This window comes from Aureimonas sp. Leaf454 (genome assembly GCF_001424685.1).
Lineage (GTDB): Bacteria > Pseudomonadota > Alphaproteobacteria > Rhizobiales > Rhizobiaceae > Plantimonas.
In genome coordinates this window covers 784,594-801,326 of the sequence record NZ_LMQT01000001.1, presented here as the reverse complement: position 1 = coordinate 801,326, position 16,733 = coordinate 784,594, and the positions used below count along the sequence as shown (strand labels likewise).

Below are 16,733 nucleotides of genomic sequence, written 5' to 3'. Positions count from 1 at the left end.
CCTAGAGGCGGATGACGACCTTGCGCAGGCCGACATCGTCGGGATGGGCCTTCTGGACGAAGCCCAGCGTGCGCGCCATGGCGAGCATGGTCGTGTTTTCCGACAGGACCTCGCCGTAGATCTCCTGGAAGCCGCGCTTCTTCGCATAGGCGAGGATCGCGTTCATCAGCATCCAGCCGATGCCGCGACCCTTCTGGTCCGAGCGCACCATGATGCCGAATTCGGCGATCTCCTCGTTCGGGTCCACGATCAGACGGGCGACGCCGAGAATGTCGGCATTGGTCTTCGGATCGGCCTGGATCACGAAGGCCATCTCGCGGCGATAGTCGATCTGCGTCAGGCGCGCGGCGAAGGCATGGCCGACCTTCCGGATCGCGGAGAAGAAGCGCAGGCGAATGTCGTTCGGATCGGAGGATTCCACCATCCGGATCAGCGCGGGCTCGTCCTCCGGGCGGATCGGGCGCAGATGGAAGGGCGTGCCGCCGCGCGAGAGGATCACCTCCTCCAACTCGCTCGGATAGGGTTGGATCGCGAAGCGCGAGCGCCGGGTGGAGCCGGTCGCCGGCTGGAGGACGACGCGGGCGTCGAGCGCGAGCACGCCGTTTTCGTCGGCCAGCAGCGGATTGATGTCGATCTTGGCGATCTCGTCGAAATCGGCGAGCATCTGCGAGAGCGTCACCAAGGTCGCGGCGATGGCGCCGAGGTCGGCGGCGGGCCGGTCGCGGTAGCCGTCGAGGAGCCGGGCGACGCGCGTGCGACCGATGAGATCGCGCGCGAGGATCTCGTTCAAGGGCGGCAGGCCGACGGCGCGGTCGGCGATGACCTCGACGGCCGTTCCGCCCTGGCCGAACAGGATGACCGGGCCGAAGGCGGGGTCGGTGGTGACGCCGGCGATCAGCTCGTGGGCGCGGGGGCGCTGGATCATCGCCTGCACGGTGAAGCCCGCGATCACAGCCCCCGGCTGACGCTCGGCGACGAGCTTGAGCATGTGCGCGGCGGCTTCCTCCACCATCTCGCGCGTGTCGAGATCGAGACGGACGCCGCCGACATCGGACTTGTGGGTGATGTCGCCGGACAGGATTTTCAGCGCGACGGGAAAGCCGATCTCTGCTGCGAGCCTGGCAGCCTCGGCCGGGGAGGCCGCGATCCGCGTCAGCACCACGGGAATGCCGTAGGCCGAAAGGAGGCGCTTCGCCTCGGGCTCGGTCAGGACCGGTCGGCCGTTCGACATCGCGTCGTCGATGACGCTTCGGGCGGCCGCGAGGTCGGTTCCGCCCGGCGCGATGGCGGGCGGCGTTTCCATGAGAAGATCCTGGTTCCGGCGGTAGTCGACGAGCTGCATGAAGGCGCGCACCGCCTCGTCCGGCGTCTGGTAGGTCGGAACGCCGCCAGTTGCGAAGAGCCGCCGCGCGTCGCGTGCCGCGCGCTCGCCGAGCCAGGAGGTGAGGACGGGCGCCTTGCGATTCTCCTGCCCGCGGGCCGCGTCGACCGTGGCCTCCGCCGCGCCCGTGCTGTCGGAGATGGCCTGCGGACAATGGAGGACGAGCACGGCGTCCTGCGCCGGGTCCTCGAGGATCGCGCGAAGCGTCTCGGCATAGGTCGAGGATGCCGCGCCGGCCGGAATGCCGATCGGATTGCCCTTCGACCAGCCGGTCGGGAGGAGCCGGTCGAGGCGCTCGACGGTCGCATCGGACAATTGCGCGAGGCGGCCGCCGCAATCGGACAGCGCGTCGGTGGCGAGCACGCCCGCACCGCCGCCGTTCGTCAGGATCGCGAGCCGGTCGCCCCTCGGGCGGATGCCGGAGGCCAGCGTCGCCACCGCCTCGAAGAGTTCGCGCAGCGAGCCGACGCGCAACATGCCCGCCCGGCGGAAGGCCGCGTCGTAGACGGCATCGGAGCCGGCGAGCGCGCCGGTGTGGGAGGCGGCGGCCCGCGCTCCGGCTTCGCTCCGGCCGGCCTTGATCACCACGACCGGCTTGGTGCGCGCGGCGATGCGCGCGGCGGTCATGAACTTCTGCGCCTCGGTGATCGTCTCGACATAAAGAAGGATGGCGCGGGTGCGGGCGTCGAGCGCGAGGTAGTCGAGGAGATCGCCGATATCGACGTCGCACATGTCGCCGACCGAAACGACGTGGGAAAAGCCGATCTCGCGCACGTCCGCCCAGTCGAGCACCGCCGTCGCGATCGTGGCGGACTGGCTGACGAAGGCGACGTCGCCGGCCTTCGGCGTCAGATGCGCGAAGCTCGCGTTGAGCCCGGCGGCCGGCGAGATCAGTCCCATCGCGTTCGGCCCGACGATGCGCAGGAGATGCGGCGCGGCGGCGTCGAGCAGCGCCTGGCGCAGCGCCTCGTCGGCGAAGCCGTCAGAGATCACGATGGCCGCGCGGCAGCCTTTCCGCCCGAGTTCCCCGAGAATGGCGGCGACGCCGGCGGCGGGCGTCGCGACGACGGCAAGGTCCGGCACCAGGGGAAGATCGGCGACGCTTCGATAGCTCACCGAGTAGCGGATCGCCGTCTCGTGCGGGTTGACCGGCATGACCGGACCTTTGAACCCGGAGCCGTAGATGTTGCGGGCAAGGACCTCGCCGACAGAGCCCGCGCGATTGCTGGCGCCGACGAGGGCGATGGCGCGGGGCTCGAAGAGGGCGTCGAGATGGCGAATGGACATGAGGGCTCCCGCAGCGGCACCGATGTTCCGCGGCCTGACAGATACCCTTGTAGCGCGCGAACGGCATCCGGCCACCGGTCGCCGTCCCGCGGTGAAAGCCCGCACGCTTCGAAAGCGCGGCAACAAGAGCGCGAAGGCTCCCGTCGCCGCGCTCAGCGAGGTCAGGCTTCTTCGGTCGCCTCGGCGTTGACGGAGGTTTCGGCGAGATCGGACAGGATGTCGTCGGTGTTTTCCTCCTCGATCAGCGTCTCCTTGAGAAGGCTCGCGGCGTCCTCGAGGCCGAGCTGCTCTGCCCAGGCGTTCAGCGTGCCGTAGCGCGTGATCTCGTAGTGCTCGACCGCCTGAGCCGCCGAGATGATGCCGGCGTCGAGGGCGTCGGAGCCCTGGAACTCCTCCATCACCTCCTCGCCTTCGCCGATGATCCCGAGGATCGCCTTGCACTCGACGCCTTCGGCCTTGACGCCGACGATGCGGAAGACCTCTTCCAGGCGCTTCACCTGGCCCTTGGTCTCGTCCAGATGGACGCCGAGCGCCGACTTCAGGTCCGTCGAGGTCGCCGCCTCCATCATCTTCGGCAGAGCCTTGATGATCGCGTTCTCGGCGTAATAGGTGTCCTTCAGCTGGTGGAGAAACAGCTCCTTGAGGGTCTTGTCGCTCATCGCATTCGTCCCTTGATCGAGGGCGCGCCGAAGCTGCTTGGCCGCGGCGCGCCGTTTCGACGACAGCGCGGTGATCCGCGCTGCGTGTGGGCCGGTAAGCCGCCTTCCTCGTCTTCGTTCCGGACGCAGTCGGTAGCCGCCGAGCGACATGGAGGGGCACGACGCATCCCCGAGACGGGCGGCATGGCCGAGGTGCCGCGAAGCGGATGATGGCTTTTCCCTCGCCTCACGGACCGGCGGACCGGCGGATCGCGGCCTCGCCGGCCCGACGGGGCTCCGGACCGTCGTCAGGCCGCGCGGGCTTCCCCGACGATCCAGTCGCTGAAAGCTGAGAGCGCCGCGCCGCCGCGCTCGAAGGAGGGGGCGACGAGGTAGTAGGCGCTCGGACTTTCCACGACATGGGGATGGGCGATCACCAGTCGGCCGGAGGACAATTCCCGTTCGATCAGGAAGAGGGGCATCAGCGCCACGCCGAGGCCGGCCATCGCGGCCTGCGAGACCAGCGAGAACTGCTCGAAGCGCATGCCCTCCTCGCTCGCCTGCCCGAGTCCCGCCGCGCCGAACCAGCCGCTCCAGGCGCCCGGCCGCGACGCCATGTGAAAGAGCGGCAGGCCGAGCAGATCGCTGGCCCCGGAGATCGGATGCGCCTCGAGAAAGTCCGGGCTGCAGACCGGCGCGACGGTCTCGCCCATCAGGAAACGGCATTCGGCGCCCGGCCAATCCGGCCGTCCGATGTGGATGGCCGCGTCGAGGCCTTCGCGCGCGAAGTCGAACTGGCCGATCCGCGTCGCGAAGTTGAGCGTGATGCCGGGGTGGTCCGCCACGAAACGCGGAATGCGCGGCATCAGCCAGCGCGTTCCGAAGGTCGGAAGGATCGCCAGTTCGAGCGTATCGGCATGGCGCTTCGTCATCATCTGCAGCGTGACGCGCCGGATCTCGCTGAGCGCCGGCCCGATGGCGGCGGCGTAGGCGCGTCCCGCCTCCGTCAGCGTGACGGAACGGCTGGTGCGCGCGAAGAGGGGCGTGCCGAGCTGCGCCTCGAGAAGCGCCACCTGCCGGCTGACCGCGCTCTGCGTCAGCGACAAAGCTTCGGCCGCCGCCGTGAAGCTGCCGCTCCGCGCGACCGCGTCGAAGGCGGCGAGGGCCCCGGTCGAGGGCAGGAGCTTGCGCGCGAAGGGCGACATGATCCATTCCTAAACCGAATGGATCGAGGCGTAAACCTTGCTGGCGTCCGGCTGGCGGAGCGGGGTAGACAGGAGCTTCGAGCCCATCCGAGGAGACCGACCATGGCCGAGCGCAACGCCTTCGTCTGGAACGATCCGTTTCTGATCGAGGACCAGCTCGGCGAGGAGGAGCGGATGATCCGCGATTCCGCCGCCGCGTTCGCCGAGGACGTGCTGCGCCCGCGCGTGAACGATGCCTATCTCGACGAGCGCATGGACGCCGATCTCTTCCCCCTGATGGGACAGGCGGGTCTCCTCGGCGTGACCTTGCCCGATACCTACGGCGCGGCCGGGGCGAACTACGTCTCCTACGGGCTCGTCGCGCGCGAGATCGAGCGCGTGGATTCCGGCTACCGCTCGATGATGTCGGTTCAGTCCTCGCTCGTGATCTATCCGATCTTCGCCTACGGTTCGGAGGAGCAGCGGCAGAGATACCTGCCGCGCCTCGTCTCGGGCGAGGCGATCGGCTGCTTCGGCCTCACCGAACCCGATGCCGGCTCCGATCCCGGCGGCATGACGACGCGCGCCGAGAAGACCGCGGACGGCTATCGCCTGACCGGCGCCAAGACCTGGATCTCCAACGCTCCGATCGCGGACGTCTTCGTCGTGTGGGCGAAGTCGGCCGCCCATGACGGCGAGATCCGCGGTTTCATCCTGGACAAGGGCATGAAGGGCCTCACCGCCCCGAAGATCGGCGGCAAGCTCTCCCTGCGCGCCTCGATCACCGGCGAGATCGTGATGGACGGCGTCGAGGTCGGCGAGGACGCGCTTCTCCCGAACGTTTCCGGCCTCAAGGGACCGTTCGGCTGCCTCAACCGGGCGCGCTACGGCATATCCTGGGGCGTTCTCGGCGCCGCGGAGGACTGCTGGCACCGCGCACGCCAATACGGGCTCGATCGCAAGCAGTTCGGCCGCCCGCTCGCCCAGACGCAGCTTTTCCAGAAGAAGCTCGCGGACATGCAGACGGAGATCGCGTTGGGGCTGCAGGCGTCGCTTCGCGTGGGCCGCCTCCTCGACGAGGGCCGGATGGCCCCGGAGATGATCTCGATCGTCAAGCGCAACAATTGCGGCAAGGCGCTCGACGTCGCCCGGATGGCGCGCGACATGCACGGCGGCAACGGCATCCAGATCGAGTATCAGGTCATGCGCCACGCGCAGAATCTGGAGACGGTGAACACCTACGAGGGCACGCACGACGTCCACGCCCTGATCCTCGGGCGGGCGCAGACCGGCCTCCAGGCCTTCTTCTGATGGCGGGCCGGGCGCGATGACGGGCGGGATGCGATGACGAAGAAGGGCGCTCCGCCGCTGCGCGGGCTGAAGGTCGTCGAGCTCGCGCGCATCCTCGCCGGCCCCTGGATCGGGCAGACGCTCTCCGATCTCGGCGCCGACGTCATCAAGGTGGAGAGCCCCGGCGGCGACGACACGCGGAGCTGGGGGCCGCCCTTCATCGAGCGCGAGGGCGAGCGCTCGGCCGCCTATTTCCACGCCTGCAACCGGGGAAAGCGCTCGATCGCCGTCGACTTTGCGACGGAGGAGGGGCGGGCGATCGTGTTGAAGCTCGTCGCCGAGGCCGACGTCCTCATCGAGAATTTCAAGGTCGGAGGTCTCGCCAAGTACGGGCTCGATGCCGAAAGCCTGCGCGCGCTCCATCCGCGCCTCGTCTACTGCTCGGTGACCGGCTTCGGCCAGGACGGACCCGAAGCGCAGCGCGCGGGCTACGACTTCATGATCCAGGGCATGGCCGGCATCATGGACCTCACCGGCGACCCTGCCGGCGAGCCGCAGAAGATCGGCGTCGCCTTCGCCGATATCTTCACAGGGGTCTACGGAGTCGTCGCGATCCAGGCGGCGCTCTGGCAACGCCAGACGACGGGGCTCGGATGCCATGTCGACATGGCGCTCTTCGACTGCATGACCGGCGTCCTCGCCAATCAGGCCATGAACTTCCTCGCGACCGGCACGGTGCCGCGCCGTCTCGGCAACGCCCATCCCAATATCGCGCCCTATCAGACCCTGCCGGTGGCGGACGGGCACGTCATCGTCGCCTGCGGGAACGACGGGCAGTTCGCCCGGCTCACCGCGCTGCTCGGCCTCGGCGAGCTTGCCGCCGACGCGCGCTTCGCGACCAATCCGGCGCGCGTCGCGCATCGCGCCGAACTGACGCGACGCCTCGAGGAAGCGACGCTGCGGCGGACGCGGGACGATCTCCTGGCCGGGCTCGAACAAGCGGGCGTTCCGGCCGGCCCGATCAACACGGTCGCGGACGTCTTCGCGGAGCCGCAGCTCCGGCATCGCGCGATGGCGATCGAGGCGGACGGCATTCCCGGAGTCCGAACGCCGATCACCCTGTCCTCGGGAGATCTCGATCTCGATCGACCTTCGCCCCGGCTCGACGCGGATGGCGACGCGATCCGCCGTCATCTCGACGCCGCGGGCGGCTGGCCCGAGCGCGTTGGCGGGGACTGACGCCGAGCCGGGACGACGTTCGACCGGCGCGGGCTTCATCGCGGGGATGCGCCTGTCTGTGCCGGGTGCAGGCAGGGCGCTCGACGGTTAGAATTCCGACCATTCCTCGCTGTCTGGCCTCGGCGCGGCGCCGCCCCGGCCGGTCGCGCGCATCTGGACGACGGGGCGGGCCGACGCGGCGGGCGGCGTCCGGCGCGAGGGCTTGGCGGCGGCGCCCGTCGCGATCATCTGGGTGCGGAAGCGAGCGACCATCTCGGCGAGTTCCTCCGTCTCGCCGGTCAGCGTCTGGGCGGCGGCGGTCGTTTCCTCGACCATGGCGGCGTTCTGCTGCGTGACCTTGTCCATGCTGTCGGCGGCCATGGACACCTCGCGCAGGCTGAGGGCCTGTTCGCCGGCGCTGGCCGCGATCGTGGAGACCACGCCGTTCATCGCGACCACCTGGGTCAGGATCTCGTCGAGCGCGCGACCGGACGTGCTGACGAGCTCGACGCCGGTCTGAACCTGGGCGGAGGAGGTGGAGATCAGTTCCTTGATCTCCTTGGCGGCCTCGGCCGAGCGCTGGGCGAGCCCGCGAACCTCCTGGGCGACGACGGCGAAACCTCTGCCGGCCTCGCCGGCCCGCGCCGCCTCGACGCCCGCATTGAGGGCGAGGAGGTTCGTCTGGAAGGCGATCTCGTCGATCACGCCGATGATCTTGCCGATCTGATCCGAAGACTGCTCGATTTCCGACATGGCGGAGATCGCGCGCCCGACGATCTCGCCGCCGCGCTCGGCGTTCTTCTGCGCGGCGGCAGCCTGGTTCTGGGCACGTCCGGCGTTCTCGGCCGTCTCGTTGATGCCGCGCGTCACCTGCGACAGGGCCGCGACCGTTTCTTCGAGAGAGGCGGCCTGCTGCTCGGTTCGCTGGGACAGATCCGCCGAGGCGACGGAAATTTCCGACAGACCCGTGCGCATGGAGCCGACGCCGGCCACGACCGCGCCGATCGTTTCTTCGAGGGCTGCGATGCTTTCGTTGAACTTCACGCGGATCGGCTCGAATTCCGGCGCGACCGCATGGTTCATCCGCGTGGTCAGGTCGCCGGCCGACAGGCCGTCGAACCCATCCTCGACGGCGTGGACGAAGAGCTTCAGATCCTCGGCCTTGGCGCTGTCGATGGCCGACTGACGATGGCGCATGGCCTCCTGCGCGGCCTGGTTCGCCGAAGCTTCCGCCTCGAGCCGCGCCTGTTCGACGGCGGCTTCCCGGAAGGTGAGAACGGCGGCCGCCATCGCGCCGATCTCGTCGCGCCGCTTGGTTGCCGGCACCTCGATCGTGCGGTCGCCGCCCGCGAGGCGTCGCATCGCGTCGGTCATGGCCGTGACGGGGGCGGCGATGCTGCGCGAGAGGAGAAAGCCCATGGCGATGGCGAGTGCGATGCTGCTGAGGCCCCCGAGGATGAGGGTCGTGCGGGCGGTCGCGTCGGCGGCATCCGTGTCGATGGCGCGCTGGTTGATGATGTCGTTCTGCGTCGCGATCATCTCGTCGAAAATGACGCCGGCCTCCCGCAAGGTCAGCTTTCCCGTCAGCGCCAGAGCCTGGTCGCGGGTGGCGGGCTCCTTCATGAGGGCGATCTGCCGCTCGGCCGAGTTGGCCTGCCAGTTGGCGACGGAGGCGAGCGCGCGGGCGGCGCGATCGCGCTGCTGGTCCGACGAGGTCTTCGCTCGGAAATCGGCGGCGAGATCGGTCAGGCTCTTCTTGCTGGCCTCGTAGGTCTCGACGAAGGCAAGATCGCTCGTCGCCATGTATCCCCGGACGGCGTTCTGCTGCTCGACGGCCGCCAAGCGCATGCGCTCGACTTCGATCGACAGCGCGAAGCTCGTCTGGTTCTTTTCGACATCGCTCGAAATGGTGCTGAGAGCGCGGAAGATGAGGACATCACAGGCGATCGAAACCACGATGACCATGGCGAACGCCGCCAGGAGCTTTCGAGAAATCTTGAGATCATTGAACGACATGCTGCGGGGGCCTTTCCGGATCGACAGGCCCAATCTCGGCAAAGACGGTTAAGATAATTACATATGAGAGCATACTATAAGTCTTGCATACTTATGCATTGAGCTTATCGATGGCTCGCGTTTCTTCTGCGGGGCGCGCGACGCCCGTTGATCCCTCGTCGGCTGCGGCATCCGGCACTGGCCGCGCTGACGAACGGATCGTTGCGTCATCGCTCGTCCCGATGTGAACCGGATCGGTCGGCCTCTCGATCCTCCCGGTCGCGTGCCGGGTACCAAAGCCCGACGACCACGTGCTCGCGCAGGCCGCGAATGCCGACGGCGCGTCGGTCGTCCGGCGGATCGATGGACGGCCCGGACGCATCGAGCGCATCGAGCAGCGCAGCCGACGCCACCATGGTCGCCCCTTCGATCTTGGCGACCTCCATCAGCCGGCTCGCGAGGTTGACCGTGTTGCCGCTGATGCTGATCTGCTGATGATGCTCGTGGCCCAGTCGCGACAGGACGACAGGGCCGAGATGCAGTCCGAGCCGAAGGCCGAGACCCCGACCGTCGGGCGTCTCCCGCCCGAGCCAGCGGGATGCCCGCGAGAAGAGCGCCTGGGCCGCCCGGATCGCTCGTCCCGCCGGATCGGGAGCCGGTTCGATCGCGCCGAACACGATCATCGCGCCGTCGCCCATGAAGTTCAGGACGAGGCCGTCATGGGCCTCGACGACATCGACGATGAGGGTGTGGAAGGCCTTGAGAAGATCCTGCGTCCGCGCCGGCCCGATCGTCTCGCTGCGGCCGCTGAAGCCCGAGAGATCCACGAAGAGCACCGCCGCAAGCTGCTCGACGGGTTGGCGCAGGAAGGCCGGATCGTGCGCGATGCGCTCTGCGATGGCGAGCGGTTGAAAGCGCCGCAGCGAGGCCTCGGCCTCTTCGGCCGCGCGCGCCCTTCGCCGCTCCAGGGTCTGCCGGCGCAAGACGGCGGCGGCCAGCGGGGGGAGCGCCGAGACGAGCGGCAAGGCCGCGCTCATCCAGATGCCGGCGGCGAAGATCGCGGCATTGGCCGCCGCGAAGGCGGCGAGGACGAGGGCAACGAGCGGCAGGCCGCGCGTCAGCGGCACGCCCAGAACGATCAGCGTGCCCGCGCCGGCCAAAAGCAGCGCAACGGCGACGTCGATCCAGCGCAGGGTCGTGGTCCGCACGAGGCCCGGCCCACCCAAGAGGGTCGCGATGCCGCTCGCCTGGATCTCGACTCCCGGCGTCACCGCATCGAAGGGCGTTCCGAACGTATCGCCGACGGCGGTCGCGGTGACGCCGACGATGGCGATGGCGCCCTCCAGCGAGGGCGGCACGGCTCCGTCCCGGAGAAACGCCTCCGCGCCGATCGTGCGAACGGAGCCGGCCGGACCGAACAGGCGGAGCGGCAGGTGCCAGCCGATGTCCAGCGGAACGACGTGGTCGGCGATGGCGACATGGTCGGTCGAAAGGCGGGGATCCACCCCGCGATGCAGGGCCGCCGCGCGCAGGGCGAAGCCCGGCAGGGGGCCCGTCGGACTTGCGAAGACCAGCGGCAGATGGCGCGGCGTTCCCGCGTCGTTGGTGGAAACATTGGCCAGACCGACGGACGAAGCAGCCTCGAACGCGGCGAGCGGTCGCAGTTCCCCGTCCAGGCGCGGCATGCTGGCAAGCCTTGCATCGCCCGGCGCGAAGCGGCCCGCCGCCGTGATGACCGAGTGTCCCCCGGCCAGCGCCCTTGCCAGAGCCGCGTCGCTTATCGCGTTCCCGGGGTCGGCCAAGAGGATGTCGAGGCCGATCGTCTTCGCTCCGGCCGTCCGGATCGCGGAGAGGAGGAAGGCCAGACGCGAGCGATCCAGCGGATAGCCGCCTTCCGCCGCCACGGTCTCGTCGTCGATCGCGACGATCACCACCTCGGCGGGCGGTGTCGCCGGACCGGCGAGACGCAGGCGCAGATCCGTCAAGGGCTCCTCGAAGCGATCGACCAGGCTGCGCAGGCCCGCGACGTGCTGCTGACCGAGCCAGCCGGTCCAGAGCAGGGCGGCAGCCAGGATCGCGGCCCCGCCGAGCCCGTGCCGCCAGCCGCCGGCTCGCACCGATCTCAGCGCCCGAAGCGGGACAGGAGGCCCCGGACCCGCGGCTCGGGCCATCGCCGCACGACGAGGGCTTTCCCCGGCGCGACGTCGACGCCCTCGCCGGGGCCGAGGGCGACGGAACCCGCTCCATCGGTTTCGGAGACTTCCACGCGGCCCCGGACGACGAAGACCGACGTGGAGCCGTCCGCGACGTCGACGGCATAAAGTGTCCCGCGAACCGCGGCGATGGCATGCGGCGTGCGGATCTGGAAGTCGCGCCGGACGGGAAGGTCGACGAGCGCGGCCTTGCCGGTCAGGTCCACCGAGTCCGGTAGCCCGTCCGAGGCCGGCGCGGCGATGCGAAGCTCGGCCGAGGCCTCAGCCTCGATCACGAGCCCGCCGGCACAGCGATAGGCCGTGCGCGGCGGGTCGGTCAGCGCGACGGTGCTGCAGGTCGAGGCGTCCTGAGAAAAACCGGAGCCGCAGGCGAGCGCGACGAGACCTGCGGCCAGCACGCCTGAGGTCGCCCAACGAGAAGCCATGCCGCACCGTCCCTTCAACGCCCGATCAAGCCGCCCCGGATCGGCTTCCACCCCCTCGGCGCGCGAGGGCGATGGCATCCGGCGGATGAGGGCGAGTGTGGCCGAGCGCGAGGGTTTCGACAACTCGTCGGAACTGCGAGGATCCGAACGCCGCGCCGCGTGTCGCCAGGGCGCGGCCCCGCACCCGCGACCGACATCGGGAACGGGCGTGATGGGCGAAGGCGCAGGATGGGATGATCGCAGCGGCGCGCGATGGGATGATCGAAGCGGCCGCTCCGAGGGATCGCCGAGATCCTTCGCCCGCCGTCGTGCGGAATTGTCCCCGAGGGATCGCCGTCCGCGAGAAAGGCCGCCGCGCATGGCCATCGTCGACCGGAGACAAAGACCCGTCTGGCTGGGGCGCCAGGATTCGAACCTGGGAATGGCGGTACCAAAAACCGCTGCCTTACCACTTGGCGACGCCCCAATGCCGGTCGGGCACGGGTCGCTGTCATAACCGGACGCACCCGCGCTGGCAACGGCGACGTCGGGCTGCGGCGGGAAAAACGGCGGCAGCCTCGTCTTGCGAAAACCCGGGCGGATTCTCGCCGAACACGGAGCGAATGCAGCTTGCGGCGACGCCGAAGGGTCGCTATAGACGCCTCCATGTGACGGAGTGTAGCGCAGCCTGGTAGCGCACCTCGTTCGGGACGAGGGGGTCGCAGGTTCGAATCCTGCCACTCCGACCACGTGTTCGCAGGGCGTCCCGGGCCCTCAAAGCTCCTGATCCTTTCGTGCAACGGTTTCTCGACGTCGATCCGTGTCGGTCGGCGAAGTCGTGCGCCTGCAGGGCTTGCCGGCCGCTGGCAGCGGGCCGTCGTGACGGCGGCGAACGACGGGTCAGGCGGGTCAGACGGGTCAGACGAGACAAGCGGAATCGGTGGCGTCGCGACGCCTGCGTTTCGCATCGGGGCGGGGCTCGAAACCGCATCGCCGACCTGCCTTTCCCACGCCGTGCTTTCGCGGCGACGACCCTTCATCGTCCAGCATCCTTCGTCGTTCCGCCGCCATCGCCGGCCGAGAGCCTGTCGGCGTTGATCGAAAGGCCCCGCGGGGCCGTCGATGGCGGCAGGCCGAGGGGCCCTCCGTCCCGCGACCGCTCGTGCCTCGCCGCGGTCTCTCCGGGCCTTGGAGCCGTCGACCGGCCGATTGACAGCTAAGAGTGATATCGATAACAAAAATGGGTCCGGAGCAACTGGGAGGTTGACGTGGCGCAGCTGGAGTTCACGAACCTGCAGAAGCGCTTCGGCGGGACGCAGGCCTTGAAGGGCGTGAGCTTCACGGTTCGTTCCGGCGAGGTCATGGCGCTGCTCGGCGAGAACGGCGCGGGCAAGTCGACGCTCATCAAGATCCTCGGCGGGATCCACAAGCCGGACGCGGGGGCGATCTCCATCGACGGCGTGCCCTATCGCCACGAGACGAACCGCTCGGTCGGCGCGGAGGCGCCCGTGGCCTTCGTCCACCAGGATCTCGGTCTCGTCGAATGGATGACGATCGCCGAAAACGTCTCGCTCGCCAACGGATATCCGCGATGGGGCGGCGGCACCCGCGGCCTGATCGACTGGGCGGCCGGCGAGCGTCTGGCTGCGCAGGCGCTGGCGCGTCTGGGATGCGACTTCGATCCCGGTCGCCGGGTGTCCTCGCTGACGCGGACGGAAAAGTCGCTGGTCGCCATCGCCCGGTCGCTGGCCACGCGCTGCGACTTCCTCGTGCTCGACGAGCCGACGGCGAGCCTTCCGGCCGACGAGGTGGAGAAGCTGCTCGGCGCCGTCCGCCGGCTTCGGGATGCCGGCGTCGGCATCATCTACGTCTCGCATCGGCTCGACGAGATCTTCCGCATCGCGGACCGGGTGGTCGTTTTGCGCGACGGGGCCGTCACCGGACTGCAGGCGGTCGCGGAGACGTCGAGCGAGCAGCTGGTCGAGATGATCGTCGGAGCGGGCGCGCTGCGGGCGTTCGAGAAGCGGCCGCCCGCGGCGCGTCCAGCCGCGCGCGTCACCGTCCGCGGCCTGGAGGTCGCCGATGTCGGGCCGGTCGATTTCGACATTTGCTCCGGTGAGATTCTCGGGCTCGTCGGCTTGCGCGGCGCGGGGCAGGAAGCGGTGGGCCGGGCGCTGTTCGGCGCGCTGGCGCACCGGGGCGTCGTCGAGATCGACGGCGTCGCGCCGGACCTTGGCTCGCCGCAGACGGCGCTGGTGTCCGGCATCGGGCTGGTCGCGCGCGATCGCGCGGAGGAATCGATCGCCGGTTCGCTGTCGATCCGGGAAAACACCTTCCTCAATCCCGCGGCGCGGGGGCGCAGGCTCCTGTCCTTCGGCTCGCGCCGGCGCGAGCGCGAGGCGGCACGGGCGCTCGGCCGCAAGGTCGGGCTGCGTCCGAACAGTCCCGATCTCGCCATCGAAGGATTGTCCGGCGGCAACCAGCAGAAGGTGGTGGTCGGCCGCTGGCTCGACACGGGACGAAAGCTCCTCATCCTCGAGGACCCGACGGCCGGCGTCGACGTGGGCGCCAAGGCCGAGATCTACCGCCTGGTCGACACCGCCGTCGCGGAGGGGCTGACGGTGCTCGTCGTCTCCACCGATTTCGAGGAGATCGCGATGCTGTGCCATCGGGCGCTCGTCTTCAATCGCGGCCGGATCATCGCGGAGCTGACGGGCGCAGAGGTCACGACCGAACGCGTCATCGCCACGGCGAGCGCGGCGGAAGCGGCCTGACATCGCCATCCGTTCCGCTGCGCCGACGAGGTCTGGGAGGCCTTCATGAACTCGCTGAAATCGACGGCGCTCGAGCCGACCCGTTCGGAGCTGCGCGAGCTGTCGACGGGACAGGCCGTGCTGAGGCTTCTGCCCGTCTACGGCCTGCCGATCCTGACGCTCGCGCTGATCCTCCTCTTCTCGCTGCTGTTGCCCACCACCTTCCCGACGCTTCTGAACCTGCGCTCGGTGGTCTCCGACAAGTCGATCATCGCGCTCCTCGCGCTCGCCGCCATGCTGCCCATGGCCGCCGGCAAGATCGACCTGACCGTCGGCTACGGCATCGTGCTGTGGCACATCCTGGCGATCTCGCTGCAGACCGCCTTCGGCATTCCGTGGCCGATCGCGGTGGTGATCGTCCTCGCTCTCGGCGCCGTCTGCGGCTTCCTGAACGGGCTTCTCGTCGAGGTCGCCCAGATCGACAGCTTCATCGCCACGCTCGGAACCGGAACGATCCTCTATGCGGTGGCGCTCTGGTACACGGGCGGCCGACAGGTCGTGGCGCCGCTTCCCGCCGGTTTTCTCGCGCTCAACGGCTCCACCATGTTCGGACTGCCGATCGGCGGGTTCTATGTGCTGGCGCTCGCGGTCGTCCTTTGGCTCATGCTCGAATACACGCCGGTCGGCCGGTACCTGTACGCCATCGGATCCAATCCGAAGGCGGCCGCGCTGAACGGCATTCCGGTGCGGCGCTTCACCATCGCGACCTTCGTCGCCTCGGGCCTCCTCACCGCGGCGACAGGCGTTCTCCTCGCCTCGAAGCTGCGCATCGGGCAGGCGAGCGTCGGGCTCGAATATCTCCTGCCGGCGCTCGTCGGCGCGTTCCTCGGGTCGACCACGATCAAGCCCGGCCGGGTGAACGTATGGGGCACCGTCGTCGGCGTCGTGATCCTCGCGGTCGGCATTTCCGGCATCCAGCAGTTCGGCGGCTCCTTCTATGTCGAGCCCCTCTTCAACGGCGCGACCCTGCTCGTCGCCATCGGCATCGCCGCCTACGCGCAGCGCAGGCGCATCACCAAGTCCGGCCGCTGACGGACCGGACAAAGCAGGGGCGCAAGACGCGACAACAGCGGTCTCGCCGGTTTGGGAGAAGACGACATGCGAAACCTGATGTCCGCGCTGCTGATCGGCGGTGCGCTGCTGATCGCCGCTGCGCCCATGGTCCGGGCCGACGCCATGGCCGACGCACAGGCGGTCGTCGATCGCTACGCCTCGAAGGTCACGGCCTTTGACGGTCCGACCAGCGGACCGAAGATCCAGGCCGACAAGACGGTCGTCGTCCTGGCCGCCGACATGAAGAACGGCGGCGTCCTCGGCGTCGTGTCCGGGATCGAGGAAGCCGCCGCGGCGGCCGGCTGGACCGTTCGCACGATCGACGGCGCGGGTTCGATCTCCGGCCGCACCGCCGCCGTCGGCCAGGGCATCGCCCTCAATCCGAGCGGCATCGTCATCGCCGGCTTCGACGCCGTCGAGCAGCAGGCCGGCCTGCAGCAGGCGATGGACTCCAAGATCCCGATCGTCGCCTGGCATGCGGCCCCCGAAAGCGGCCCGGTCGCCGCCGCCGGCGTCTTCGCCAACGTCACGACCGATCCGATGGAGGTCGCCAAGGCCGCCGCGGCCTGGGCCTATCTCGATGCCAAGGGCAAGCCGGGCGTCGTGATCTTCACGGATTCCACCTATGCCGTCGCGATCGCCAAGGCCGATGCGATGAAGGTGGAGATCGAGCGGCTCGGCGGGACGGTCGTCGAATATGTCGACACGCCCATCGCCGAGACGTCCTCGCGCATGCCCCAGCTGACCACGTCGCTCCTTCAGCGGCACGGCGCGGCCTGGACGCATTCGCTGGCGATCAACGATCTCTATTTCGACTTCATGGGTCCCTCGCTCGCGTCCGCCGGCATCGCCGGCAACGGCGCTCCAGTCAGCGTCGCGGCCGGCGACGGTTCGCAATCGGCCTATCAGCGGATCCGCGCGGGCGAGTATCAGGCCGTCACCGTCGCCGAGCCGCTGCACCTGCAGGGATGGCAGCTCGTGGACGAGTTGAACCGCGCCTTCGCAGGAGCCGCATGGTCCGGCTACGTGTCCCCGCTGCACGTCGTGACGAAGGCCAATGTCGAGTTCGACGGCGGCCCGTCCGACGCCTTCGATCCGGATAACGGCTACCGTGACGCGTATAAGGCGATCTGGGGAATCCAGTAGGCCGATCGGACGGAGCCGGCGGGCATTCCGCCGGCTCCGCTCGCCTGTCGGCCGACACGAGACAGCGCCCCGATCGGGGACCCCGAAGAGAGCACCGAGATTCGCGTCTCC

At 69.2% G+C, this 16,733-nt stretch carries 11 protein-coding genes and 2 tRNA genes; 6 read left to right on the top strand and 7 right to left on the bottom strand.

What is annotated here, in order from left to right; translation table 11 throughout:
• Position 1: 1 nt before the first annotated feature.
• The 3 genes from ASG43_RS03605 to ASG43_RS03595 all read right to left on the bottom strand — a co-directional run bounded on the left by ASG43_RS03605 (position 2) and on the right by ASG43_RS03595 (position 4,511).
• Positions 2 to 2,668, bottom strand: coding sequence for a bifunctional acetate--CoA ligase family protein/GNAT family N-acetyltransferase (locus ASG43_RS03605; RefSeq protein WP_056500217.1), 2,667 nt, complete (start codon positions 2,666 to 2,668; stop codon positions 2 to 4).
• A 161-nt stretch (positions 2,669 to 2,829) separates the two neighbouring features.
• Positions 2,830 to 3,327: a ferritin-like domain-containing protein gene (locus ASG43_RS03600; protein ID WP_056500214.1), complete on the bottom strand. Its 498-nt coding sequence runs from the start codon at positions 3,325 to 3,327 to the stop codon at positions 2,830 to 2,832.
• A gap of 287 nt (positions 3,328 to 3,614) precedes the next feature.
• A complete protein-coding gene (locus ASG43_RS03595; RefSeq protein ID WP_056500210.1) occupies positions 3,615 to 4,511 on the bottom strand; it encodes a LysR family transcriptional regulator in 897 nt (298 codons plus the stop codon).
• A gap of 102 nt (positions 4,512 to 4,613) precedes the next feature.
• Here ASG43_RS03595 and ASG43_RS03590 point away from each other — a divergent pair, with 102 nt between their 5' ends.
• Positions 4,614 to 5,801, top strand: a complete 1,188-nt coding sequence (locus tag ASG43_RS03590; RefSeq protein WP_056500207.1) for an acyl-CoA dehydrogenase — start codon at positions 4,614 to 4,616, stop codon at positions 5,799 to 5,801.
• A gap of 33 nt (positions 5,802 to 5,834) precedes the next feature.
• Positions 5,835 to 7,019 carry a CaiB/BaiF CoA-transferase family protein gene (locus ASG43_RS03585; protein ID WP_056500205.1) on the top strand — a complete coding sequence of 395 codons (1,185 nt, stop codon included), beginning with the start codon at positions 5,835 to 5,837 and terminating at the stop codon, positions 7,017 to 7,019.
• A gap of 87 nt (positions 7,020 to 7,106) precedes the next feature.
• Here ASG43_RS03585 and ASG43_RS03580 read toward each other — a convergent pair whose 3' ends face one another.
• The 4 genes from ASG43_RS03580 to ASG43_RS03565 all read right to left on the bottom strand — a co-directional run bounded on the left by ASG43_RS03580 (position 7,107) and on the right by ASG43_RS03565 (position 12,097).
• Positions 7,107 to 9,014, bottom strand: coding sequence for a methyl-accepting chemotaxis protein (locus tag ASG43_RS03580; RefSeq protein ID WP_056500201.1), 1,908 nt, complete (start codon positions 9,012 to 9,014; stop codon positions 7,107 to 7,109).
• 206 nt (positions 9,015 to 9,220) lie between these two features.
• Positions 9,221 to 11,110, bottom strand: a complete 1,890-nt coding sequence (locus ASG43_RS03575) for an adenylate/guanylate cyclase domain-containing protein (protein ID WP_162244664.1) — start codon at positions 11,108 to 11,110, stop codon at positions 9,221 to 9,223.
• 5 nt (positions 11,111 to 11,115) lie between these two features.
• Positions 11,116 to 11,631, bottom strand: coding sequence for a FecR domain-containing protein (locus tag ASG43_RS23040; RefSeq protein WP_056500197.1), 516 nt, complete (start codon positions 11,629 to 11,631; stop codon positions 11,116 to 11,118).
• Between the two features lie 391 nt (positions 11,632 to 12,022).
• Positions 12,023 to 12,097, bottom strand: a tRNA-Gln gene (locus ASG43_RS03565).
• A gap of 185 nt (positions 12,098 to 12,282) precedes the next feature.
• On the opposite strand from ASG43_RS03565, the gene ASG43_RS03560 reads away from it, so the two are divergent.
• The 4 genes from ASG43_RS03560 to ASG43_RS03545 all read left to right on the top strand — a co-directional run bounded on the left by ASG43_RS03560 (position 12,283) and on the right by ASG43_RS03545 (position 16,622).
• Positions 12,283 to 12,359 (top strand) — tRNA-Pro (locus ASG43_RS03560).
• A 519-nt stretch (positions 12,360 to 12,878) separates the two neighbouring features.
• A complete protein-coding gene (locus ASG43_RS03555) occupies positions 12,879 to 14,384 on the top strand; it encodes a sugar ABC transporter ATP-binding protein (protein WP_056500194.1) in 1,506 nt (501 codons plus the stop codon).
• Positions 14,385 to 14,429: 45 nt separating this feature from the next.
• Positions 14,430 to 15,455 (top strand): ABC transporter permease, encoded by a 1,026-nt coding sequence (locus ASG43_RS03550; protein WP_056500191.1) that lies wholly within the window; start codon positions 14,430 to 14,432, stop codon positions 15,453 to 15,455.
• 78 nt (positions 15,456 to 15,533) lie between these two features.
• Positions 15,534 to 16,622, top strand: coding sequence for a substrate-binding domain-containing protein (locus tag ASG43_RS03545; RefSeq protein WP_056501066.1), 1,089 nt, complete (start codon positions 15,534 to 15,536; stop codon positions 16,620 to 16,622).
• The last annotated feature ends 111 nt before the right edge of the window (positions 16,623 to 16,733 follow it).

What these genes read in the sequence shown, in the direction of transcription:
- ASG43_RS03590 (WP_056500207.1), top strand. Translation starts at nt 4,614, where the DNA reads ATGGCCGAGCGCAACGCCTTCGTCTGGAACGATCCGTTTCTGATCGAG.
- ASG43_RS03585 (WP_056500205.1), top strand. Translation starts at nt 5,835, where the DNA reads ATGACGAAGAAGGGCGCTCCGCCGCTGCGCGGGCTGAAGGTCGTCGAG.
- ASG43_RS03550 (WP_056500191.1), top strand. Translation starts at nt 14,430, where the DNA reads ATGAACTCGCTGAAATCGACGGCGCTCGAGCCGACCCGTTCGGAGCTG.
- ASG43_RS03605 (WP_056500217.1), bottom strand. Translation starts at nt 2,668, where the DNA reads ATGTCCATTCGCCATCTCGACGCCCTCTTCGAGCCCCGCGCCATCGCC.
- ASG43_RS03595 (WP_056500210.1), bottom strand. Translation starts at nt 4,511, where the DNA reads ATGTCGCCCTTCGCGCGCAAGCTCCTGCCCTCGACCGGGGCCCTCGCC.
- ASG43_RS03600 (WP_056500214.1), bottom strand. Translation starts at nt 3,327, where the DNA reads ATGAGCGACAAGACCCTCAAGGAGCTGTTTCTCCACCAGCTGAAGGAC.
- ASG43_RS03580 (WP_056500201.1), bottom strand. Translation starts at nt 9,014, where the DNA reads ATGTCGTTCAATGATCTCAAGATTTCTCGAAAGCTCCTGGCGGCGTTC.
- ASG43_RS03545 (WP_056501066.1), top strand. Translation starts at nt 15,534, where the DNA reads ATGTCCGCGCTGCTGATCGGCGGTGCGCTGCTGATCGCCGCTGCGCCC.
- ASG43_RS23040 (WP_056500197.1), bottom strand. Translation starts at nt 11,631, where the DNA reads ATGGCTTCTCGTTGGGCGACCTCAGGCGTGCTGGCCGCAGGTCTCGTC.